General features: G+C 27.8%; 23 protein-coding genes and 1 pseudogene. 8 read left to right on the top strand and 16 right to left on the bottom strand.

The genetic code is table 11. From position 1 onward, the window contains the following. Positions 1-2: 2 nt before the first annotated feature. From Q1J48_RS03070 to ylxM, 4 genes are all read right to left on the bottom strand, one after another. A complete protein-coding gene (locus Q1J48_RS03070; protein WP_300361127.1) occupies positions 3-2,171 on the bottom strand; it encodes a Tex family protein in 2,169 nt (722 codons plus the stop codon). 135 nt (positions 2,172-2,306) lie between these two features. Beyond that, entirely contained in the window at positions 2,307-2,567 is a 261-nt protein-coding gene (rpsP, locus tag Q1J48_RS03065; RefSeq protein ID WP_300329747.1) for a 30S ribosomal protein S16, read from the bottom strand. A gap of 53 nt (positions 2,568-2,620) precedes the next feature. Beyond that, entirely contained in the window at positions 2,621-3,973 is a 1,353-nt protein-coding gene (gene ffh, locus Q1J48_RS03060) for a signal recognition particle protein (RefSeq protein WP_300361124.1), read from the bottom strand. Positions 3,974-3,981: 8 nt separating this feature from the next. Next, positions 3,982-4,293, bottom strand: coding sequence for a YlxM family DNA-binding protein (gene ylxM / locus Q1J48_RS03055; protein ID WP_300329752.1), 312 nt, complete (start codon positions 4,291-4,293; stop codon positions 3,982-3,984). 312 nt (positions 4,294-4,605) lie between these two features. Here ylxM and Q1J48_RS03050 point away from each other — a divergent pair, with 312 nt between their 5' ends. Further along, a complete protein-coding gene (locus tag Q1J48_RS03050; RefSeq protein ID WP_300361122.1) occupies positions 4,606-5,073 on the top strand; it encodes a CAP domain-containing protein in 468 nt (155 codons plus the stop codon). A gap of 121 nt (positions 5,074-5,194) precedes the next feature. Here Q1J48_RS03050 and Q1J48_RS03045 read toward each other — a convergent pair whose 3' ends face one another. The 3 genes from Q1J48_RS03045 to Q1J48_RS03035 are packed head-to-tail and all read right to left on the bottom strand — an operon-like array spanning position 5,195 to position 7,386. Beyond that, positions 5,195-5,920 (bottom strand): basic amino acid ABC transporter substrate-binding protein, encoded by a 726-nt coding sequence (locus Q1J48_RS03045; protein ID WP_300329759.1) that lies wholly within the window; start codon positions 5,918-5,920, stop codon positions 5,195-5,197. Positions 5,921-5,951: 31 nt separating this feature from the next. Beyond that, complete coding sequence (locus Q1J48_RS03040; RefSeq protein ID WP_300329763.1) at positions 5,952-6,680, bottom strand: amino acid ABC transporter ATP-binding protein; 729 nt, start codon at positions 6,678-6,680, stop codon at positions 5,952-5,954. Next, positions 6,673-7,386, bottom strand: coding sequence for an amino acid ABC transporter permease (locus tag Q1J48_RS03035; protein WP_300329765.1), 714 nt, complete (start codon positions 7,384-7,386; stop codon positions 6,673-6,675). The genes Q1J48_RS03040 and Q1J48_RS03035 overlap by 8 nt, the downstream gene beginning before the upstream one ends. A 534-nt stretch (positions 7,387-7,920) precedes the next feature. Between Q1J48_RS03035 and Q1J48_RS03030 the strand changes: the two genes are divergently transcribed. Together Q1J48_RS03030 and Q1J48_RS03025 are read left to right on the top strand one after the other, a co-directional pair. Beyond that, positions 7,921-8,958, top strand: coding sequence for a threonine aldolase family protein (locus tag Q1J48_RS03030; protein ID WP_300361120.1), 1,038 nt, complete (start codon positions 7,921-7,923; stop codon positions 8,956-8,958). 9 nt (positions 8,959-8,967) lie between these two features. Further along, positions 8,968-9,609 carry an NUDIX hydrolase N-terminal domain-containing protein gene (locus Q1J48_RS03025; protein ID WP_300361117.1) on the top strand — a complete coding sequence of 214 codons (642 nt, stop codon included), beginning with the start codon at positions 8,968-8,970 and terminating at the stop codon, positions 9,607-9,609. A 186-nt stretch (positions 9,610-9,795) separates the two neighbouring features. On the opposite strand, the gene Q1J48_RS03020 is transcribed toward Q1J48_RS03025, so the two are convergent. The 5 genes from Q1J48_RS03020 to Q1J48_RS03000 are packed head-to-tail and all read right to left on the bottom strand — an operon-like array spanning position 9,796 to position 14,719. Beyond that, on the bottom strand, positions 9,796-10,557 hold the full coding sequence (locus Q1J48_RS03020) for an ABC transporter ATP-binding protein (protein WP_300329773.1): 762 nt from the start codon (positions 10,555-10,557) through the stop codon (positions 9,796-9,798). After that, complete coding sequence (locus Q1J48_RS03015; protein ID WP_300329775.1) at positions 10,532-11,506, bottom strand: ABC transporter ATP-binding protein; 975 nt, start codon at positions 11,504-11,506, stop codon at positions 10,532-10,534. The genes Q1J48_RS03020 and Q1J48_RS03015 overlap by 26 nt, the downstream gene beginning before the upstream one ends. Positions 11,507-11,513: 7 nt before the next feature. Next, entirely contained in the window at positions 11,514-12,329 is an 816-nt protein-coding gene (locus Q1J48_RS03010; RefSeq protein ID WP_300329778.1) for an ABC transporter permease, read from the bottom strand. Between the two features lie 10 nt (positions 12,330-12,339). Further along, the gene (locus Q1J48_RS03005) at positions 12,340-13,239 is read right to left on the bottom strand and encodes an ABC transporter permease (RefSeq protein ID WP_300361114.1); all 900 of its coding nucleotides are present in this window, start codon (positions 13,237-13,239) and stop codon (positions 12,340-12,342) included. A gap of 13 nt (positions 13,240-13,252) precedes the next feature. Then, on the bottom strand, positions 13,253-14,719 hold the full coding sequence (locus Q1J48_RS03000; RefSeq protein WP_300345092.1) for an ABC transporter substrate-binding protein: 1,467 nt from the start codon (positions 14,717-14,719) through the stop codon (positions 13,253-13,255). Positions 14,720-15,333: 614 nt separating this feature from the next. Between Q1J48_RS03000 and Q1J48_RS02995 the strand changes: the two genes are divergently transcribed. Together Q1J48_RS02995 and Q1J48_RS02990 are read left to right on the top strand one after the other, a co-directional pair. Continuing rightward, complete coding sequence (locus Q1J48_RS02995) at positions 15,334-16,053, top strand: ParA family protein (protein WP_300361112.1); 720 nt, start codon at positions 15,334-15,336, stop codon at positions 16,051-16,053. A 2-nt stretch (positions 16,054-16,055) separates the two neighbouring features. Further along, on the top strand, positions 16,056-16,721 hold the full coding sequence (locus tag Q1J48_RS02990; RefSeq protein WP_300329792.1) for a hypothetical protein: 666 nt from the start codon (positions 16,056-16,058) through the stop codon (positions 16,719-16,721). A 153-nt stretch (positions 16,722-16,874) separates the two neighbouring features. Here Q1J48_RS02990 and groL read toward each other — a convergent pair whose 3' ends face one another. Beyond that, complete coding sequence (groL, locus tag Q1J48_RS02985; protein ID WP_300361109.1) at positions 16,875-18,485, bottom strand: chaperonin GroEL; 1,611 nt, start codon at positions 18,483-18,485, stop codon at positions 16,875-16,877. Between the two features lie 15 nt (positions 18,486-18,500). Further along, positions 18,501-18,773: a co-chaperone GroES gene (locus tag Q1J48_RS02980; protein ID WP_300329798.1), complete on the bottom strand. Its 273-nt coding sequence runs from the start codon at positions 18,771-18,773 to the stop codon at positions 18,501-18,503. Positions 18,774-18,962: 189 nt separating this feature from the next. Here Q1J48_RS02980 and Q1J48_RS02975 point away from each other — a divergent pair, with 189 nt between their 5' ends. The 3 genes from Q1J48_RS02975 to Q1J48_RS02965 all read left to right on the top strand — a co-directional run bounded on the left by Q1J48_RS02975 (position 18,963) and on the right by Q1J48_RS02965 (position 20,891). Next, the gene (locus Q1J48_RS02975; RefSeq protein ID WP_300361108.1) at positions 18,963-19,835 is read left to right on the top strand and encodes a YitT family protein; all 873 of its coding nucleotides are present in this window, start codon (positions 18,963-18,965) and stop codon (positions 19,833-19,835) included. Positions 19,836-19,844: 9 nt separating this feature from the next. Then, entirely contained in the window at positions 19,845-20,036 is a 192-nt protein-coding gene (locus Q1J48_RS02970) for a hypothetical protein (RefSeq protein ID WP_300329804.1), read from the top strand. A 63-nt stretch (positions 20,037-20,099) separates the two neighbouring features. Continuing rightward, positions 20,100-20,891 carry a 5'-methylthioadenosine/adenosylhomocysteine nucleosidase gene (locus tag Q1J48_RS02965; protein ID WP_300361106.1) on the top strand — a complete coding sequence of 264 codons (792 nt, stop codon included), beginning with the start codon at positions 20,100-20,102 and terminating at the stop codon, positions 20,889-20,891. Positions 20,892-21,045: 154 nt separating this feature from the next. Here the strand turns inward: Q1J48_RS02965 and brnQ are convergent, their stop codons facing one another. Both brnQ and Q1J48_RS02955 read right to left on the bottom strand, forming a co-directional pair. Then, positions 21,046-22,320, bottom strand: coding sequence for a branched-chain amino acid transport system II carrier protein (gene brnQ, locus Q1J48_RS02960; RefSeq protein ID WP_300329809.1), 1,275 nt, complete (start codon positions 22,318-22,320; stop codon positions 21,046-21,048). A gap of 306 nt (positions 22,321-22,626) precedes the next feature. Continuing rightward, positions 22,627-23,233: pseudogene (locus Q1J48_RS02955) on the bottom strand (penicillin-binding protein 1C); the annotation flags it as partial.

The raw sequence follows: 23,233 nt of genomic DNA, 5'->3' as shown, positions 1-23,233 counted from the left end.
CATTACTTAGTTTTTCTAGTTAAGCCAACTCTTTGTCTAGCAGTATCAATTTCTTTAACCTTAACTTTTATTATCTGTCCAACTGATAAAACCTCACTTGGATCTTTTATAAATTTATCAGAAATTTCAGATATGTGTAAAAGAGCATCATTTTTTAATCCAATATCAACAAAAGCTCCAAATTTTACAACATTTCTTACTGTTCCTTCTAATTCCATTCCTATTTGTAAATTTTCCATTTTTAATATATCTGATTTTAAAAGAGGTCTTTCTAATTCATCTCTAGGGTCTCTTCTATCTCTTATTAGAGCCTCATATATATCTTTTACAGTTTCTTTTCCATAACCTTTTTCATTAGCAAAATTCTCATATTTAAAAACTTTCAACTTTTCTCTACTATCCGCTAAATTTTCTTTATACTCTTTTAAAGAAATATTGTTTTTCTCTAAAATTTCTTCAGCTATGCCATATGACTCTGGGTGAATTATTGTATTATCCAATACATTTTCTCCATCCTCTATTATTAAAAATCCTGCCATTTGTTCATAAGCTTTATTTCCTAAACCTTTAACTTTTAATAGTGACTTTCTATTTTTAAAATTTCCATTTTCTTTTCTGTATTCTACTATATTTTTAGCTATATTTTTCTTAACACCAGAAACATGTTCTAATAATGCCCAAGAAGCTGTATTGACATTTATACCAACACTATTTACAACAGAAGCTATAACTTCTTCTAGAGATTCAGCTAATCTTTTTTGATCTACATCGTGTTGATACATTCCAACACCTATTGATTTAGGGTCTATTTTAACAAGTTCTCCTAATGGATCTTGTATTCTTCTAGCTATTGATATAGCTCCTCTAACTGTAACATCTAAATCTGGAAATTCTTCATTAGCCAACTTTGATGCCGAATAAACTGATGCCCCAGCTTCATTTGTTATAACATACTTAGCTTTTTTGCTATTTTCTTTTATAACATTAGCAACAAAACTTTCTGTTTCTCTTGAAGCAGTTCCATTTCCTATTGAAACTATATCTATCTCATATTTATCTAAATATTTTAAAAGTTTCTCACGAGATATTTCCAATTGTTTTGGACTATCCATTCCTTCGACAAGATGGAACACATCGTTAGTTACATAAAAACCATTTTTATCTACAACAGCTACCTTACACCCTGTTCTATACCCTGGATCAAGTCCCAAAACATTTTTCTCTTTTAATGGTGGTTGTAATAATAAATTTTTTAAATTTTCTTTAAATATATTAATAGCTTCTTCTTCACTTTTATCAGTTAAAATATTTCTTACTTCTCTTTCAATAGAAGGAAGTATTAATCTATCTAATGAATCAACTATTATTTCTAAAAGGAATTCTTTTATTTCTAAATTGTTAAATTCTTTTTTAAGAATACTATTTTCTATTCTTTCTCTTACAATGTCATCAACTTTTATTGAAACATTTAGTATGTCCTCTTTTTCTCCTCTATTTAAAGCTAATATTCTATGAGATAATATTGTTTTTATATTTTCACTATACTCATAATAATCTCCATAAACTTTTTTCTCATCAAGTTCAGCAGATTTTTTAGTATTTTTAGAAGTTATAATTCCGTCTTTTAATAATATATTTCTTATCTCTTCTCTGTAACTAGCATTTTCTGATATTCCTTGAGCTATTATTAATTTTGCTCCTTCTATAGCTTCAGTTATAGAAGTTACCTCTTCAGTTATATATTTTGTAGCCTCTTTTTCTATTTGAGTAAGATCTTTCGTTAAATAAACAAATTGGGCTAATGGTTCCAATCCTTTTTCAATAGCAATATCAGCTTTTGTTTTTCTTCTTTTTTTATAAGGTAGATATAAATCTTCAACCTCTTGAAGTTTTGAAGAATCCATTATACTTTTTCTTAACTCTTCTGTTAGCTTTCCCTGCTCTTCAATAAGACCAATTACTTCCTCTTTTCTTTTTTCAAGATTTCTTAAGTAAGTAATTGATTTTAAAATATCTCCTATTTGATTCTCATCAAGGTTTCCAGTAACTTCCTTTCTATATCTAGATATAAAAGGTACTGTTGCTCCTTCATCTAAAAGTTTTACTGTATTTTCTATTTGAGGGACTTTTATATTAAGTTCTTTACTAATAATATCGAAAATTTTTTCCATTCTTTCCTCCATAATATACTTTAATAAACTTTTATAATTATAGCATATTTTCTTTTAAATTTCTATCTTGTGCTTTTATAAAAAAAGGCAACCTTAAGGCTGCCTTAATTTAATTCAAATTTTTTGAATTTGAAACTATTTTTTTAATTCTTCAAATTTTGCCCAAACTCCAGCTTTAACTAATAAAGATTTTACAGTTCTTGTAGGTTGTGCTCCATTTTTTAAGAAAGTTAAGATTTCTTCTTCTTTTAATTCTACTTTAGAATCTTCTAATGGATAGTAGTTTCCTAAGTAAGCTACTGCTTTACCATCTCTTTTTGATAAGTTTTCCATAGCAGCTAATCTGTAAACTGGGTTCTTTTTGCTTCCTAATCTAGTTAGTCTTAATTTTAACATTTAATCACTTCTCCTTGTAATTTCTATATTTTAATTTTATTTTTTATAATTTTTTAAAAAAATCTTTTTCCATTTTTTCCCATTGGCATTTTTGGAAATCCTGCTCCAAAATTAGGCATCTTTCCAGAGCTTAACATTTTCATCATACCCTTCATCTGTTCAAACTGTTTTAAAAGTTTATTAACATCAGATACATCTGTTCCGCTTCCCTTAGCTATTCTTTGTTTTCTTTCAGCTTTAAGGATTTCAGGTTTTTTTCTTTCTAGTTTTGTCATTGATTGGATAATTGCTTCTACTTTTTTCATTTCTTTTTCAGCAGGAGCTAAATCTCCAATATCTCCCATTCCAGGAATCATTTTTAATATACTTCCTAGAGGTCCCATTCTTTTTATTGTTTGTAGTTGTTTTAAGAAATCTTCTAAATCAAATTTTTGTGTCTTGATTTTTTCTTCAAGAGATTTCACATCATCAGCACTTATACTTTCTTGAGCTTTCTCAACTAAAGAAACAACGTCTCCCATTCCTAAGATTCTTGAAGCTAATCTTTCTGGGTGGAAAAGTTCTAAGTCTCCAATTTTTTCTCCTACTCCAACAAATTTTATTGGTTTTCCAACGACAGCTTTTATAGAAAGTGCAGCTCCACCTCTTGTGTCTCCATCAAATTTTGTAAGAACAACTCCATCTATACTTATTTTATCATTGAAATTTTTTGCTAAATTAACAGCATCTTGTCCTATCATAGCATCCACAACTAATAAAATCTCTTGTGGTCTTACTACTTTTTTAATCTCAGCAAGTTCTTCCATTAAACTTTCGTCTACGTGTAATCTTCCCGCCGTATCTATTATCATATATGTATAGTCTTGGGATTTTGCATTAGCCCAAGCTCTTCTACAAATATCAACTGCATCTTTATTTGTTTCATCTATATAAGCTGGAACATTTATTTGATTAGCTAAAACTTCTAATTGTTTCATAGCTGCTGGTCTGTAAACGTCAGCTGCAACTAAGTATGGTCTCTCTCCATCCTTTTTTAATTTATTAGCAAGTTTTGCTGCAAAAGTTGTTTTTCCGGCTCCTTGAAGACCTGCAAGCATTATTACAGTAGGATTTTTAACTCCCTTTGTAAGTCTTGAGTTTGTTCCACCTAAAAGCTCAACAAGTTCATCATTAACAATTTTTATAAATTGTTGTCCTGGATTAACTCCTATTAAAACTTCTGTCCCAATAGCTTTCTCTTGTATCTTCCCTATAAAATCTTTTACAACTTTATAGTTAACGTCAGCCTCTAACAAAGACATCTTAACTTCTTTTAATGCTTCTTTAATATTACTTTCAGTTAATTTTCCTTGCCCTCTTACTTTTTTGAATATACTTTGAAATCTATTTCCTAAATTTTCTAACATATTCTCTCCTAACTTAATTTTTCTATAATTTCATCAAGTTTTTCTATTCTAAAGTTTTCCTTTAGTTCTAAAAGCTCTTTACGAAGTTCTTTATCTCTTTCGTAAAATTTTAACTTTTCTTCATAATTTCTTAATATTTTTATTCCTCTTTTAACATTATCATATACAGCCTGTCTACTAATTCCATAATTTTCTGCTATCTCTGTAAGTGATAAATCCTCTTCAAAGTATTCTATCAAATACTTACTTTGTTTTTCTGTTAAAAGTTCTTTATAATAATCCAATAGAATTCCTATTTCAATCATTTCTTTTAATTCCATGTATATCACCAAACTATTATATAAGTTTTTCAAAAGTTTGTCAAGTATTTTTTCTTTACTTTTATTTTTTTTACTCTTTCAACTTTTAATACAGTTCATACTATATTTTTATATCAGTACTATTAATTATTTTAATATCTTCCCATGGTTCTACTGCAAATGTTTTAAATAAAATTTTTGTAGAGAATTTTTACCACTTAGAATTTATTAAAAAATAATTTCTATTTTTTTATTTTAATGATATAATAATTTCAGATCCCTTTATCTCAAAAGATATAGGGATTTTTTTATATTTTTTTAAGGAGGACTTTAATGAAAAAAATAAAATCACTTTTTATATTTTTTATTATTTTTACGCTTAATTTTTCTTTAACTTTTTCAAAAAATCAAAACTTTGAAAAAGAAATTCTTAATCTTGTAAACATCGAAAGGGAAAAAGTTGGAATTGCCCCTCTTACTCTTGATAAAAATTTAAATAAAGTTGCTCAACGTAAAATTAAACTTGTTATCAGAGAGGGAAAACTTAATCACCTAGCTGGAGGTTATCGTTCTTTCGGGGATTTTATAAAAGATAATAAAATTTCTTACTCCACTGCTGGAGAAAATCTTGCTAAAAAAACAAAAACTCCAGAAGAAACAATGAAGCTTTGGATGAATTCAAAGGGACATAGAGCTAATATTCTAAATCCTAAATTCACACATTTAGGTGTTGCTCAGGGATTGGATAAAAACGGAGATTTCTATTGGGTTCAAATTTTTATAAAACCTTTGGAAAAATAAAATATAAATTTCTTGAGAAAATAAAAAATGCTGACTAAAATTGTACTGCACCCAAAATCTTAGACAACTAAGAAAAGGGGTGCAGCACACTAAAATATCAGCATTTTTTATTTATTAATTTCTAGTTAAAATATTTTTTTAATATTTTATCAAATTCTCCATTTGATTTTAAAGTAACAATAGCTTTATTTATATCTTCTAATAATTGTTTATCATCTTTTCTTATTGCTATTGCATAATCTTCAGATTCACCTTTTCCTTCAGCTAATTTTAACCCTTTATTATTTTTTACATAGCTTGTAGCTGTTTCAGAATCTAAAACTACTGCATCTAATTTACCATTTTGTAATGCCATTATTCCTGCATAAGCAGCACTGAATTTTTCTGAAGGAAGCCCCATCTCTGTAATAACTAAATCTCCAGTAAATCCTAGCATAACCCCTATTTTTTTATCTTTTAAATCTTCAAAATCTTTAATATCTGTATTATTTTCATTTAATACAATTACTTGATTTGCTGAATAATAAGGTTCAGAGAAGTTAACAGCATTTTTTCTTTCCTCACTTGCTGTCATTCCAGCTATAACTATATCAACTTTTTTAGATTGTAATGCTGGTAAAAGTCCATCAAAACTCATATCTTTCATAACTATCTCTTTTCCTAATTCTTTTCCTAAAGCATTTATAAAGTCTATATCAAACCCAACCATTTGATCTTTCTCCAAATATTCAAAAGGAGGAAACTCAGCATTTGTTCCCACATATAAAACTTTTTTCTCCTCTTTTCCACAAGCCACAAACATAAACATTGCTAATAAAATTCCACATACCTTAAAAACTTTTTTCATAAAATTACCTCCATTTATAATTATTATATTACTAACGATTTAAAACTTTATTTAAAAATTCTTTTGTTCTTTCATGTTTTGGATTATTAAATATAACCTCTGGCGAGTCATCCTCTAAAATATTTCCTCTATCCATAAAGAAAACTCTATCTGCAACATTTTTAGCAAATCCCATTTCGTGAGTTACTATTATCATTGTCATTCCCTCTTCAGCTAGATCCTTCATAACATCTAAAACTTCTTTTATCATTTCTGGATCAAGAGCTGATGTAGGTTCATCAAAAAGTATTACTTCTGGATCCATAGCAAGGGCTCTTGCTATTGCTATTCTTTGTTTTTGTCCTCCAGATAATTGATCTGGATAAGCATCTGCTTTATTTGCAAGTCCAACCTTTTCTAAAAGCTTTATAGCTTTTTTGTTAATTTCATCTAAATTTGCATTTTTTACTTTTAATGGTGCTATTGTTAAATTTTCTAAAACTGTTTTATGTGGGAAAAGATTAAAATGTTGGAAAACCATTCCCACATTTTCTCTTATCTTATTTATATTTGTACTCTCATCCATTAAATTTTTCTCATTGATATATATATTTCCTTTTGTAGGCTCTTCAAGTTTATTAAGACATCTTAAAAAAGTTGATTTTCCACTTCCTGATGGTCCTATTACTGCTATAACTTCCCCTTTTTTTATCTCAACTGAAATATCTTTTAATACTTCCACTTTTCCATAATTTTTATATAAATGCTCAACCTTAATCATTTTTCAACCCCTTTTCAACTTTTCTCATAAATTTAGTAAATATTCCTGTCATTATTAAATATATTAAACCAACTGCTAATAATGGTTCTACACCTCTATAAGTTTGGCTTGTGATTATATTTGCTGAACGTAATAAATCTACCCCTCCAATAAATCCAACTATCGAAGTTTCTTTTAATAATGTAATAAATTCACTTACAAGTGCTGGTAAAATTTTTCTTACAGCTTGAGGAATAATTATCTCCTTCATAGCTAGTGAATATGGCATTCCTAAAGCTCTTGCTGCTTCCATTTGCCCTTTATCAAGTCCTTCGATTCCTGCTCTTATAATCTCACAAACATAAGCACCTGAGTTAATTCCAAAAGCTATTCCTGCTGTTAAAAATGCTGGCATATCTCTAAATCCTGCAAAAATTATATTTGCTAATATCATAAGTTGTACAACTGCTGGTGTTCCTCTTATTAAATCTGTGTATACAATAGAAATATCAGATAACGGATTGCAGTTTCTCCATTTTTCATTTTTACTATTTTTAAATGGACGAAAATCTGAAATTCTCATAATAGCTAATAAAACTCCCAATATTATTCCTAATATTGCTGAAAATAATGTCACCCCCACAGAAAAAGAAAGTCCTTGTAATATATACTTATATCTTTCTCCCCCAATAAAAATTTCCTGTAATGTGTTTAAATAATCTAACATTTTCCCTCCTAGTAATCTTTATATATAATTAAATTTTAAACAAGTAATAAAAAAAGCTTAATTTCCTCTGAAACTAAGCCTCAACATCTCTCTAGTAATAAAAATTATTACAAAATCTATGCTCATAAAAACCCTCTTTACAGGGTTTCTAATCTTTACAAAGAAAAAAGGATATTTTTAGACAAGCTCAAAGAAACGATATTAAATTCGTTAATTAATTCTATTCCTTTCTTGCCTGATTTTGAATACCATTTTTTTATCTCCTAAATACTAATTTTTTTATTTTAAGTAATGATAGCAAATTAATTCTATTTTGTCAACCTTTTCTTTTGCTTTTTTTATTTTTTATTAAAATTATTTGTTTTTCTTTGAAATAAAAATTAAATAATGATATAATTTTTTTATTAAATAACTACTATGATTTAACTATCCTAAAGAGATTGATAATTATAATTTTTTATATTTAGTCTTTAAAAGTTAAAAAATAAATTAAATATTTTAGACAATAAAATAAAAAAATTGAGGAGGATTACTATGATAAGTTTTAATAATGATTATAGCGAAGGGGCTCATTCAAATATTATTCAAGCTTTAACCACAACAAACTTAGAACAAACAGACGGCTATGGAGAAGATATTTACACTCTTAAAGCTTATGAAAAAATTAAAAAATCTCTAGATTGTGAAGATTGCCACATCAGATTTTTAGTTGGGGGGACACAAACAAATTTAGTTGTTATCTCTCACATATTAAAACCTTATCAGGCTGTTATCTCTTCTGATATAGGGCATATAAATGTCCATGAAACAGGAGCTATTGAAGGAAGTGGGCATAAAGTTTTAACAGCTAAAGGGATTGATGGAAAATTAACTCCAGAACTTATTCAAAATATTTTAGATATTCATACTGATGCTCATATGGTTCAACCTAAGATGGTTTATATTTCAAATCCAAATGAGATTGGAGCTCTATATACAAAAAAAGAATTAGAAGAAATTTATTCTTTTTGTAAAAAGAAAAACTTATATTTTTATATTGATGGAGCTAGACTTTCTTCTGCTTTAGCATCTATAAAAAATGATATAAATTTATCTGATTACAAAAATTTATGTGATGCTCTTTATATTGGTGGAACAAAATCAGGAGCTTTATTTGGAGAAGCTGTTGTTTTCTTTAATAAAACTTTAATAGATGGTTTTCAATTTAGTATTAAATTAAGAGGAGCTTTACTTGCTAAAGGAAGACTTTTAGGAATTCAATTCAACGAACTATTTACAGATAATCTTTATATTAAGTGTGGAGAACATGCAAATAAAATGGCTCTTAAATTAAAAGAAGTTTTTGTTAAAAATAATATAAAACTTATCACTGATTCTTATACAAATCAACTTTTCTTAATTTTTTCAAACAAGATGATTGAAGAGATTGAAAAAAAATATAAGTTTAGCTTTATAGAAAAATATGATGATAAGCATTCCGTTGTAAGATTTGTTACTTCTTGGGCTACTAAAGAGGAGAATGTAGATTTATTTATAAAAGACTTTGAAGAAAATTATAAATTTATAAGATAGGTGATAGATATGGAAAATAAAACATTATTAGAATTAATCAATCTGGTAAAAAGAAATCTAACTCTTAGTGATTTAGGTATTCTTTATGCCCATAATGGATATGATGATGAAAGATATAGAGAACTTAAAGAGATAAATTTAAGAATTTTAGATATTTTGACTGATGAAAATATCTCCCTTGAAAAACTACATAATTTTTATTTACCTATAAAAGAGTATCCTACACCTAAGGTTGAAGTTCGTGGATTATTACTTAATGAAAATGATGAAATTCTTATGGTAGAAGAAAAACTTGATCCTGGTAAATGGTCTATCCCTGGTGGATGGTGCGATATTGGATTTTCTCCTAAAGAAGTTATGGTTAAAGAAATGAAAGAGGAAACTGGACTTGATGTTGAAGTTGTTAGAGTTCTTGCTATCTTGGATAAAAAATTCTACAACCACCCTAGTGAGCCTTTCTATACATATAAGATAGTATTCTTGTGTAAAAAATTAGAAGGAAACTTAAAAACAACTTTTGATATTACAAATGTTAAATACTTTAATATAAATAGTCTTCCCCCTCTTTCAACAGCTAGAATTTTAGAAGAACAAATTAAAATGTTATTTGATAGAGCTACAAATAATATCATTGAAACTTACTGTGAGTAAAAATAAAATGGCTGATGCATTTTTAAAAGTTCATATAAAAGTGCTGAAAAGAAAAATTTCTTTTCAGCATTTTTTATTTAAATCAACTTGTCATATAAAAATAATTTCTATTTTTTCTCTAAAATAAAAGGAGTTGAGGAAATTAATAAAAAAAATATCAATTTACAACAACCCCCTTTTATTTTTCTATATATTTTCTAGTTCTTTTTCAAATTCATAAGAACCTGGAAGCGCTTTTAATAAAGCCTTCGTATATTCATGTTTTGGATTTCTATATATCTCCTCTGGTGTCCCCTCTTCTACAATTTCACCATTTCTCATAACCCCTATCTTATCACACATATGATAAACAACTCTTAAATCATGAGATATAAAAAGATATGAAACTTTTAATTCAACTTGTAGTTTTTTAAAGAAATTTAAAATACTAGCCTGTCCAGATAAATCTAGAGATGAAACAGCCTCATCAGCTATTAATAGCTTTGGATTTGAAAGCAGTGCAAGGATTATAGCTATTCTTTGTTTTTGTCCACCACTTAATTCATAAGGATACTTTCCTAAAATATCCTCATTTAAATTTGCTATTGTCAACATCTCTTTTATTTTTTCATCTACATTAACAGACTTTATTTTATTAATTTTAAAAGGCTCTTCCAATATCCATTTTATTTTTTTCATAGGATTAAGAGATGAGTTCGGGTCTTGAAATACCATTTGTATATCTCTAAAACCACTTATTTTTTTACAGTCCACTCTCTTTCCTTGAAAAATTATCTCGCCACTTTTAGCTGGAGTAAGTCCTGTTAAAACTCTTGCTGTTGTAGATTTTCCACAACCAGACTCCCCTACAAGTCCATAAACTTCTCCCTCTTCTATTGAAAAAGATATATTTTTCAGCACATGTTTTTCACCATAATACTTATTAAGATTTTTTATTTCTAGCAACATCTTCTATCACCTTTTCACAAGCTACAAAATGATTTTTTTCTACCTCAACCAAATCATTTTCTTTACAATTATTGTAATACTTACATCTGTCACCAAAATAACATTTTTCTCTTTTTCTTACAAGGGGAGAAATCACTGTACCAGGTACATATGGTAACATTCTATTTTTATCATCCATACTAAAAAGCATACTATAAAGGGCTCTTGTATAAGGGTGTTTAGCATTTTTAAGACTTCCTTCTAAAATCTCCACACTTCTTCCCCCATACATTACCATAACTCTATCACAAATAGATTCTATAAGAGCTATATCATGAGAAACAAAAATTATTGCCATATTTTTTTCTTTGTTTAATTTTTTTAAAAGTTTTATTACTCTAAGTTGAGTTCTTAAATCCAGAGCTGTTGTTGACTCATCACAAATTATCAGATCCGGCTCACAAATAACAGCCATAGCTATCATTACTCTTTGTCTTTGTCCACCTGAAAGTTCGTGAGGAAATTTTTCAATAGCTTCTTCCGGTTTATATATATCACACTCTTTTAAAATTTCTAAAACTTTTTCCTTTCTTTCATCTCTACCAAGGTTTTTTTTGTGAATTTTTAAAGTTTCTTCCACTTGTTTACCTATTTTTTTCAGAGGATTTAATGCACTTAAAGCATCTTGAAAGACCATACTTATTTTATTTCCTCTAATTTTTTTCATCTCTTTTTCACTTAGCTCTAATAAATTTTCCTCTTGAAAAATTATATTTCCTGTTGGATGAAATCTATCTTCCAAAATTCTTATAATACTTTTCGAAGATATACTTTTTCCACAACCAGATTCTCCAACTATTCCAAAAATTTCACCTTTTTTTACATTGAAATTTAAATTTTCTACTAAAGATAAAAGAGAGTCGTTATAATCAACAGATATATTTAAATTTTTTACTTCTAATAAATTCATCTTTATCCTATCCTTTTGAATTATATTTTTCTCTTGCATATTCCCCTATTAAATTAATAGAACAAATGGTAAGAGTTATAAAAAGTCCTGGAAATATAGCATACCAAGGAGCTGTTAAGAAATATATCTGAGCCTCTCTAAGCATCGAACCCCAACTTGGGTATGGAGCTTGTATTCCCAAACCTAAATAACTTAGTGATGCCTCAGTTAATATTGAAACTCCTAAAGAAAGCGCTGTTGATACTATTAATTTTCCTCTTATATTTGGAAAAATATAGTGTCTTAATATCCATAAATCAGATGCTCCTCTTGTTTTAGCAGATAAAGTATAATTTTTTTCCTTCTCTTTTAATGTTTCACCTCTAGCAAAACGAGTAAAATGAGGTATGTTCATTATACCAATTACTAATATTGTATTATAAGTCCCTGAGCCAAAGGCTGTTATCATCATCAAAGCAAATAATATTCCTGGAAATGACATAAAAGCATCTATTATTCTCATTATGATTTCATCTACATAACCACCTGAATAGCCAGAATACATTCCCAAAATACTTCCCACTGAAAGTCCTATCCCTATAGAAGAGATTCCAACACAAAGGGCTATCTTTCCCCCTTCCATTATTCTTGTAAAAATATCTCTTCCAAATTTATCAGTTCCAAATAAATGATTTAAGGATGGACTAGCTAATTTATTCTCAACATCTATTGTTGTTACTCCATAAGGACTAAATAATTTAGTTAAAATTATTGCCAATATCAATATTGAAAAGAAACTTACTCCAAATAAAAGCCTCTTATCTATTTTTTTAATTTTATTCATTTTTATACCCCTAAGAAATTTTTACTCTAGGGTCTACATATGAATATAATAAATCTGTAAATAAATTTATTACAATAACGACCACTGCACTGTATAACACTAGAGCTTGAACTACTGGATAGTCTCTATTTTCTACTCCCAATACCATTAAACTTCCTAGTCCTGGTATATTAAAAAGACTCTCAACTATAACACTTCCAGCTAATATTTTTATAAAAAGTCCAGATACTATTGTTAGCATAGGAAATAAAATATTTCTTAAAACATCTGTCACTATAACTTCATTTTTACCTCTTCCTCTTGCTATCCCAGCTTTCACATAATCTTTATCCATCTCTTCCAAAATAATATTTTTTAAATATATGGAAGTTATCGAGATCTGTGAAATTGCCAAAGTTATAGCTGGTAAAAATTGATTTACTACTTTAATGGGAAGTTTTAAATATACACCAAATATCATAAGAAGTAAAAGTCCTATCCAAAAAGATGGAACTGATATCCCTATCATATTAAATATCGATAAAAATTTATCTCCCTTTTTCTTATTTCTCATAGCTGATAAAAGTCCTAGAGGAAAACCAACTAATATTGTAATAACCATTGCAGAACTAGCTAGGTTTAAAGTAACTCCCATTCTCTTAGATATCAGTTTATTAACAGGAGTGGAATACTTTATTGACTGTCCCATATCTCCTTTGACATCATCTCCTAACCATTCTACATAAGCAATATATTTCGGTTTATCTAATCCATATTCTTTTTTTAATGCAACTATCTGTTCCTTTGTAGCATCTACTCCAAGTTTTGATAAAATTGGATCCCCTGGAATAACATTTAAAATAGTAAAACTTATTACTGTTACTAAAAAAAGTGTTGTTATTGATGTACAAATTTTTTTTATTAAAAACACTTTTTAACTCCTTTTATTTTTTTATTACTAAAGAACTTAAATCCAAAACATATAATGGATAAATTTTAAATCCATCTATATTTTTATTTATAGCAACTATATAGTTTGGTGCTTGTAAAAATACTGCTCCTACATTTTCAGTTAATACTTTTTGAGCATCTCTATATAACTGTGCTTGTTTTTCTTGATCTATTTCTGTTGGTATTTTTGCTATAATTTGATCATACTCTTCATTTGAGAAGTTAACCATATTTCTTGGGTCTTTTGTTCTATATCTATCAACAGTTGCATATGGAGATGGTTTTCCTTCAAATCCAATAACTGTCATTTGATAGTTTCTATTTTTATAAACATCACTTAACCAAGTTCCCCACTCAATCTCTTCAATTTCTACATCAATTCCAACTTTTGCTAACTGTTCTTTTATTATTTGAGCTGCATCTACATGAACTCTATAATTTGCTGGAGCTCTTAAAACTAATTTTAATCCATTTGAATATCCAGCTTCTTTTAATAACTCTTTAGATTTTTCTAAATCAGTATTGTATAAACTTTCTGTTTCTTTATTATAGATAGATTTTACAGAAGGACTTACAGCTCCACCAGTGATAGCTCCTTTTCCTAAAGATGCTCCATCTATTATTTCTTTTTTATTAATAGCATAATTGATTGCTTGTCTTACTTTTAAATTATCCAATGGAGCAACACTATTATTTAGAGCTAATAATTGAACCATATTTTGTTCTCCCTCTAAAATATTTCCAGAGTTTTCTACCATACTTACATATTCTGCTCCCATTCTATGAATAATATCAACATCTCCCATTTGGAAAGACATAACTCCACTTTGATCGTCTTTAATAACTCTAAATTCTGCTTCTTCAACATTTCCTACATTATCTTTATTCCAGTAATCAGCAAATTTTTTAAGAGTAACTCTTTCTCCTGGTACATATTCTTCTAAAGCATAAGGTCCTGTTCCATAAATTTTGTCCCCATCTTCATAGATTATTCCATCTAAAAATGCTGCAATTCCCTCTCCTGTTACATTGTTTAATGTGAATACGACATTATCTCCATCAACTACAACAGATTTTATTAATTTTTTAAACTCTGTTGTTGATAGATTAGTTGGGAAATCTTTTAATAAAAATCTATCATAAGATGCTTTTACTAATTCAGGAGTAAGTTCTACCCCATTTTGAAATTTTATACCTTTTTTAATTTTAAAAGTGTATGTTAAAAAATCTTCTGATACTGTATAGCTCTCTGCTAAAGCTGGTTTAATACTTCCATCTGAATCAGGTTTTACTAATCCTTCAAAAATATTAAAAATTATCTCTCCAGTAGCTGCTGCTACATATTTGTGTGGATCTAAGTAGTCTGGGTCAGCTGAAATTTTTACTACTACTTTGTTTTTCAAAGAAGTATTATCTTTGCTCTCTTTTTCTCCACAACTAACAAATAAAAATAAAACCATCAAAAACGCCAAAAATCTTTTTTTCATAACTTTCGTATTTAATATTTTTTGATACAACAAAAAAACTTAAATGTATAAGATAACTGTCCACTACTCTAAAAGCTACCCAGCAGACTTCTCGGAGTACAAAATAATTTTTCTTAAGTTCTTTATTTTTATTCTCGTGACTTAAGTTATAGAACTCTTTAATCTAATAACTTTTATCGAAATAAAGAAAGTTAAGTTCTTTTCACTTGAAAAGATTTAAAACATACAAAAATATTACCACCTATCGTAATTTTTTTATATTAATCACTTAACTACTCGTAAGCTTAAAAAAGCCCCCTAAGAAAAGATAATATTTTTTAACTTAAATATATCCATACATTTTTGATATTAAATACTTCCTCCTTTTTATTTTTAAAAATTCTTTTGTAAACTTGTCAAAAGGATTTTTATTTAAACAATCTATTTTAAATCTATCACTTTATTTTTCTTTTGCTTAATACTGTAAGATTATATTATGAAAATTAAATTAAATCAAGTCTTATTTCATAAAAAATATTTTTATATAAACTTTTCTTACCATTTGTGATACAATAGATTGATAAAATTATTTTTTATAGGAGTACATTATGGATAACAATAAAGGAAAAGTTATAATTATAAAAGTTAATAAAGGTGGAGTTGGAAAAACTTTCTTAACTGTACAACTTGGGGCTGGACTTGCTTCTATTGGAAAAAAAGTATTGATTCTTACTTCTGACTCTCAAAATAATATTTTACACTATACATTTAAAGATGGTGAAGTTCCATCTTTTAAAAATGGATTAAAAGTTTGGGTAAGAGGTAAAAAAGGAGAACTTATAAAACTTAGAGATAATCTTTATTTTATACCTCTTGAAAACAGTAAATTTTCTTCTGTGTTCTCTAAAAAATTAGAACCATTTTTAGATAGAATGAGAGAGGAATATGATTATATTCTTATTGATAGTATGCCTCTTTTAAAAATAGATTCTGAGTTTGTAAGATGCTCTGATAAAATTATTATTCCTGTATTTTGTGACAGAGCTACTATTGAAGGGGTAGCAAATGTTATTGAAGAAGCTGGAATTGAAAAAATCCTAGCTGTTATTCCTAATAAATATAGAAGTACTGTAACTCAAAATGAAAATCTTGAAAAATTAAAAAATCTTTTAAGAGATACTGATATTCTTTTCCCAGAACCTATAAGAGAGCTTTCTCAAGTTGAAAATCTTTTAGGAAATGGTAAAACTATTTGGGAAACTAAATCAAAACTTTTAGATGATGCAAGAAAAACTTTAGCTGATATAATGATTGAACTAGGTGAATAATAATGGAAAAAAAGATTGATGAAAAATTAAAAGATTTATTAAACTCTCGTAAACAAAAAAAAGTTGAAGAGAAAATAGTAAAAGGAAAAAATAACTTTTTAATAAAAAATATAAATGAAGATGTATTTAAATTAACTCTTGATAATGAAGTTAATGATTTTTTAAAAGAAAAATCTTTAGAGGTTTTAAATTTACAAGCTCAAACTTCTCTTACTTTAGGAAAAATATTTACTGAAGTCGAACTAAAATTAAGTGGAAATAGATATACTGGTTGTTATGTAAAATGGCTTGAATTAAATGGATATAATAAAATGACAGCTCTTAGACATAGAAACCGTTATAAACTATATTCTCTTTGTTCAAATGATTTTTCTAAAGAAACAATTGCAAAATTAGCTTATGCTAAGATTGATAAAATCTGTAAAACTCCTAACCCTAAGGAGATCATTGAAAATTTAGAAAAAGATAATTCAATTGATTACTTAGAGGAAATTTTTTCCGAGAAGAAAGCTATTATCCTAGAAGATAATGATATTTTAAATTATGATATTAATAATTTTGTAAATCATTTTCCTAAAAAAGAAAATTTTAATAAGCTTCCTTTAGAAAAACAAAAAATGGTTGTTAATCTACTTAAAAAAATTGATAAAATTTTTAAAGAGATCTAAGATAAATAATGAGTCTTTTTTAAGGCTCATTTTTTATTTAAAATAAAAATAGAGGATAGTATTTCTATCCTCTATTAGTGAAAGTTTTTTGTTTTTGAAAGTTTTTATCAATATATTTTCTGTTTCTTATTAAAATTTTATTGTTTTATGATTTTACATCATTTCTGACATTTGTTGTTGAGGAATATTTGCTTTTTCCTCTTTTTTATCCGCTATAAGCACCTCTGTTGTAAGTATTAAAGATGCTATTGATGCTGCGTTTTGTACTGCTGATCTTGTTACTTTAGTTGGATCTATTATTCCCTCACTTACCATATCTACATACTGCTCAGTTGAGGCGTTTAATCCAAATCCATCTTGAAGGCCTTTTACCTTTTCTACTACAACTCCTCCATCAAGACCTGCATTTATTGCTATTTGTTTTATTGGTGAAAGTAGAGCTTTTTTTACAATTTCTACCCCCATTCCCTCTTCTCCTTCAAGTTTGAAATCTTCAATAGATTTTGCTATTTCAACAAGTGCTACTCCACCACCAGGAACTATTCCTTCTTCAACTGCTGCTCTTGTAGCATTTAAAGCATCCTCTATTCTTAATTTTTTGTCTTTCATCTCTGTTTCTGTAACAGCTCCAACCTTAATAACTGCTACTCCACCAGAAATTTTAGCTATTCTTTCCTGCATTTTTTCTTTATCATAATCAGAAGTTGTATTTTCTAATTGAGATTTTATTTGAGCTATTCTTTCTTTTATTTGTTCTTTATCTCCTAATCCATCAACTATTGTTGTACTATCTTTATTTACTTTTACTTTTTTAGCACTTCCTAGCATTTGGAGAGTAGTTTCTTCTAATTTCATTCCTCTCTCTTCTGATATTACAGTTGCTCCTGTTAAAACTGCTATATCTTCAAGGATAGCTTTTCTTCTATCTCCAAAGGCTGGAGCTTTTACTGCCACAACATTTAATGTTCCACGAATACAGTTTACTACTAAAGTTGTTAGAGCTTCCCCTTCTAATTCATCAGCTATTAATAAAAGTGGCTTTGATGTTTTTACAACTTTTTCCAAAATAGGCAATAGTTCTTGGATATTTGTTATTTTTTTATCTGTTATTAATATAAAAGGATTCTCCATATTAGCTTCCATTCTTGTAGGATCTGCCATATATGGTGAAACATATCCCTTATCAAATTGCATTCCTTCAACTATCTCCAATGAAGTTTCAAAAGAACGAGCTTCTTCAACTGTAATAACTCCAGTTTCTCCTACCTTTGACATAGCCTCAGCTATTAATTTTCCGATCTCTTTATCTCCAGCAGATATTGATGCAACTTGTTCTATCTCTGAGTTTGACTCTACTTTTTTAGATTTTTCTCTTAATTTTTCAATAACTTTTTCTACTGCCTTCTCAATCCCTTTTTTTACAAACATAGGATTAGCACCGGCACTAACTATTTTTAATCCCTCTTTTACAATAGCTTGAGCCAATATTGTAGCAGTTGTAGTTCCATCTCCTGCCACATCATTTGCTTTAGTTGCTACTTCTTTTATAAGTTTTGCTCCCATATTTTCAAAAGGATCTTCTAAAGTTATCTCTCTTGCAATAGAAACTCCATCGTTTGTAATTAATGGAGATCCGAATTCTCTATCTAATATTACATTTCTTCCTTTAGGTCCTAAAGTAATTTTAACTGCATTTGCTAAGGTATCTACACCTTTTTCTAATTTTTTTCTAGCTGTTTCATCAAATAATAAAATCTTAGACATTTTTTGCCTCCTAAACTACTCTACTTTTCCTAATATATTTTCAAAATCAATTATTAAAAATTCTTCATTATTATCTTGTACTTTAGTAGCGGAATATCCTGTAAAAATTATTTTATCCCCTACTTTTATCTCTTTTGTTACTTTTTCTCCAAGTCCCACAGCTACAACTTCAACAGTATTTGGATTTAATTTCACAGAAGAAGTTGTTAAAATAATTCCACCTGCTGTCTTTTCCTCTGCTTTAATTGCTTTTGCAACAACTCTCTCTCCAATAGGTTTTATACTCATTTTAAAAATCCCCCTTCTATATTTTAGCACTCTATCAAGTAGAGTGCTAATAATTTCATAATGTAATGTTAACACTTATTAATATTTTTGTCAAGAATTTTTTATATTATTTTTCATTCAACTTGCTAATTTAAAAAAAATAGATTATAATTAATTTGGTACTAAGATAATAATCGAGGTTGAATAATTATGAAAAAATATACAAAAAATTTATTTTCAGATGTCAGTTATAAAGATGTATTTAAAGATATACTTCTTATAACTATTGGAGCTTTTATCTATGCCTTTGGAGTAAACTATTTTTTTGTGGCCAACCAAATGGCCGATGGTGGTATAGCTGGTATTGCCACTATTTTATATTTTCTATTTAAATTTGATATTGGAGTTACTTATGCTTGTTTAAATATTCCTTTAATTTTTATCGGATATAAATTAATTGGCGGAAAATTTATTATAAAAACTTTTTATGGAACTTTGGCAACTTCTATCGCTTTTAAAATTTTAAAGAATTATCTTGGACCTATGAATGATAAAATAATGGCCTCTCTTTTTGGAGGAGTTTTAATTGGAATAGGTTTGAGCCTTATCTTTGTTGCTGGTGGTTCTAGTGGCGGAGCCGATATCTTAATAAAAATTTTAAATAAATATTTTAATCTTCCAATAGGAAAGGGATTTTTAATTTTAGACACAATTGTTCTTTCTCTTTTAGGTTTTCTTTTTGGAAAAGAGATTTTTATGTATACTCTTGTGGGATTATTTACCTCATCAAAAGTTATTGATGTTATTCAAGATGGTTTTAATTCTTCAAAATCTGTAAGTATCATCTCAGAAAAAAGTTTTGAAATAAAAGAGGCTATTATGAAAGAACTTGATAGAGGTACAACTCTTATTTGTGCTAAAGGTGGTTATCAAGGAGATCCTAAAGAAATTGTACAATGTTTAGTCAGCAGGTATGAAGTTACCACTATAAAAAAAATTGTTAGAAATATCGATAAGAATGCTTTTATTTTTATAAGTGATATTTCTGAGGTTCTTGGAGAAGGATTTAAAAATATTGAATAAGGAGTAACTATGACAAAAGAAGAAATTTTAGCTTTAGATACTGAGTGCGTTACAAAAGAAGTTTTTGAAGAGATATTTAATAGTGACTGTATTATTGGATTTCAAAATGCAGGGAGAAGTGGACTTTTTGAAAATTATAATTGGTACATTTTAACTCTTATTGATGGTACTGATATAAATTTATATTGTAAAGAAATATAACCATATTAAAAACTATGTCAAAACATAGTATACTATAAAATTTTTTATTAAGGAGATGAGAAATTGAAAAAATCATTAAAATTATTTTCTTTAAGTGGATTATTTTTACTACTTATGGGAGCAAACTCTTTTGGAGCAACTAGTACAAAAGAAACATCTAAAATTGGAATTATAGGAGCTATGGATTCTGAAATAGATCTTTTAAAAAAATCTATGACTGATATAACTTCTAAAAAAATAGGAAAAATAACTTTCTACCAAGGAAAACTTCAAAATAAAGATGTCGTTCTTTTTAGAACTGGAATTGGAAAAGTAAATTCTGCAGTTGGAACTGATATCGCTATTAGAGAGTATGGAGTTAACAAAATTATATTCACTGGTATTGCTGGGGCTGTTGATCATAGTCTAAATGTTTTAGACTTAGTTATCTCTGATAAGTTAGCTCAGCATGACTTTGACCTTACAGCTTTTGGTTGTCCACTAGGACTTATTGATGAAGAGGAGTCTCCATTCTTCTATGCTGATAAAGATTTAGTTGAGGTTGCTAAAAAATCTGCTGTTAAAGTTTTAGGAGAGGATAAAGTTCATATTGGAACTGTTATTTCTGGAGATCAATTTATTGCTGATAAAGAAAAAGTTGTTAATCTTGGAAAAGCTTTTGAGGCAAAAGCTGTTGAAATGGAAGGAGCTTCTGTTGCTCAAGTGGCTGGTTCTATGTATAAAGTACCTTTTGTTGTACTAAGAACTATATCTGATAAAGCTGATGGATCTGCTCATATGAGTTACGAAGATCTTAAACCAGTTGCTTCAGATCACTCTGCTAAAATAGTTTTAGAGATGTTAAATAATTTATAATTTTAATAAAAAAAGAAACCAACAAAATGGTTTCTTTTTTATTATATATTTTATTTCTTAAGCTGTTTTAATAAAAATATTGGTTTGAGAAATTTAAAAATTTTAATACATAAACAAAGAAGGAACTAAAATAAATCAGTTCCTTCTTTTTATCTTAATTATTATTTGTCTTTTTTGAAAGAATAAATCCTATTACAGTTGCAACTAAACAAGGTAATAACCAAGCAAATCCATCTTTCCCTAGAGGTACTCTTTGAACTAAACTTGTTAATCCTTCTATTTTGAAAGTTGATCCTAAAACTTCAATAACACTGATAATTAGTGTAATATATACTCCTGCTTTGTAAGCTAATTCATTTCTTATTCCCATAACATTGAATAAAATTAATACTATTGTTATTGGATATAAAATGCATAATACTGGTACTGATAATTGAATGATGAAATCTACTCCACCTATTGCCATTACAGAAGAAAATACACAAGTTGAAATTGCAATTGTCTTGTATGAGAATGGAGTAATTCTTGAGAACCAGTCACTTGTTAAAGCTACTAATCCAACTGATGTTGTCAAACAAGCTGCTGCAACACAAATTCCAAAAGCTGTTTTACCAATTGAACCTAAAGTAACCTCTGCTATATATAAAGCTGCTGATGTAGTAACTGCACCATCTTGAACTCCACTTATTCTTGCTCCTAGATACATTAATGAAAAATAGATAAGTCCTAATCCTGTTGCAGCAATAATTCCTGCTACTGATAAGAAACGTCCTTGCTCTTCCGGATCTTCAACACCTTTACCTTTTAATCCTTTAATAATTACAACTCCAAAAAGTACTGATGCTAAAGCATCCATTGTTTGATATCCTTGGATAAATCCAAATGAGAACATTCCAGAATCAACTTTATGGATTGGAGTTCCAATATCTCCAACAATTCCTAAAGCTGTGATAGCTAATAAAATTATTAAGATGATTGGTGTTAAAAACTTTCCAACGATATCAGTTATTTTAGATTCTTTTATTACAAGCATTAATGTAACTCCAAAGAAAACAATAGAACTTACGATAGTTACTGTTGTTTTATCAACATTTGAAAGCATTGGTAAAACACCCATCTCAATTGTTGTTGATCCTGTTCTTGGAATAGCAAATAATGGTCCTATTACTAAAACAAGTACGCTACAATAAATATTATTAAAAACCTTAGAAACCTTTGTAGAGAAATTTTCTAACTCTCTAACTTTTATAAAAGCTATAACTCCTAGTAATGGAAGTCCAACTCCTGTAATTAAAAATCCAAGTCCTGCTAAAAACCAATTGTCCCCCATATTTATTCCTACAGATGGTGGAAATATTAAATTTCCAGCTCCGAAGAACATTGCAAACAATGCAAAACCAAGTACTAAAGCTTCTTTTCCTTTATTCATTTTCCCTCACCTCTATTAAATATTTTCAACAGTCTTTTCTTTTTTTATAAGACCGTTATTAACTAAAAATAATAATTTTCATATAGATTTTTTCTATATGAAAAAGATTTTATCAAACAAATTCCCTTCTGTCAATAAAATTTTATATATTTTTATATATATTATCACTTAATCTTAAATAAAATTTAAAATTAAACAGGTACTATTTTTTATTATTCTTATCTTATTTTTTTGTTATTATATCTATTTCAGATAAAATTATTTTTAATAAAAAAGCTATTATACAAAATTTATAATAGCCCTCTTCTATTTTTTTATAATTTCAAAATTTATTTTTTCATTTTCACCAGCTTCTGAAACGATGGTTAATTGATATTTTCCAGATCCTAAATTTAATTTTTTTTCATTAACATTATCCTGTCCTAAATATTTTCCATTTAGATACCAATATAATTTTTCATTTTTTAAATTTGCAATTTTTATTATTATATTTTTTTCTCCATCAAAATCTCTGGGTATAGATATTTTTAAATTTTTAGTTGGATATATAAATTTCAAATTTTTAGTTTTCTTTTTAAAAATTTCTGGAAGGTTAAAATTATTTCTTACATAAAAATTTATCACTTCTATTGGATAATTTAGTATAATTTTTTCTTTATGATTTAAAAATCCTTTATCTCTTGAATCAACCTCTTTCCCCTCTTCATTTACAAAAATTTTTTTATAATAAGGGGATATTCTTAAAGGCTTAGCTTCACTTGGATATAATATCTCTTTTGTTTGTACAGAATATTTAGCCCTATATCCAGTTTCTTTATCAACTTTTATTTTTATAATCTCTTTTGGCTCTTTAAATTCTAAACTCTTTTTAGGTAAAATCTTCATTATATTAAATAATAAATTTCCAGCACTT

The organism is Fusobacterium sp. (assembly GCF_029258315.1).
GTDB lineage: Bacteria > Fusobacteriota > Fusobacteriia > Fusobacteriales > Fusobacteriaceae > Fusobacterium_B.
The sequence above is the reverse complement of the archived record's forward strand: the minus strand, read 5'-3'. Positions and strand labels throughout refer to the sequence as shown.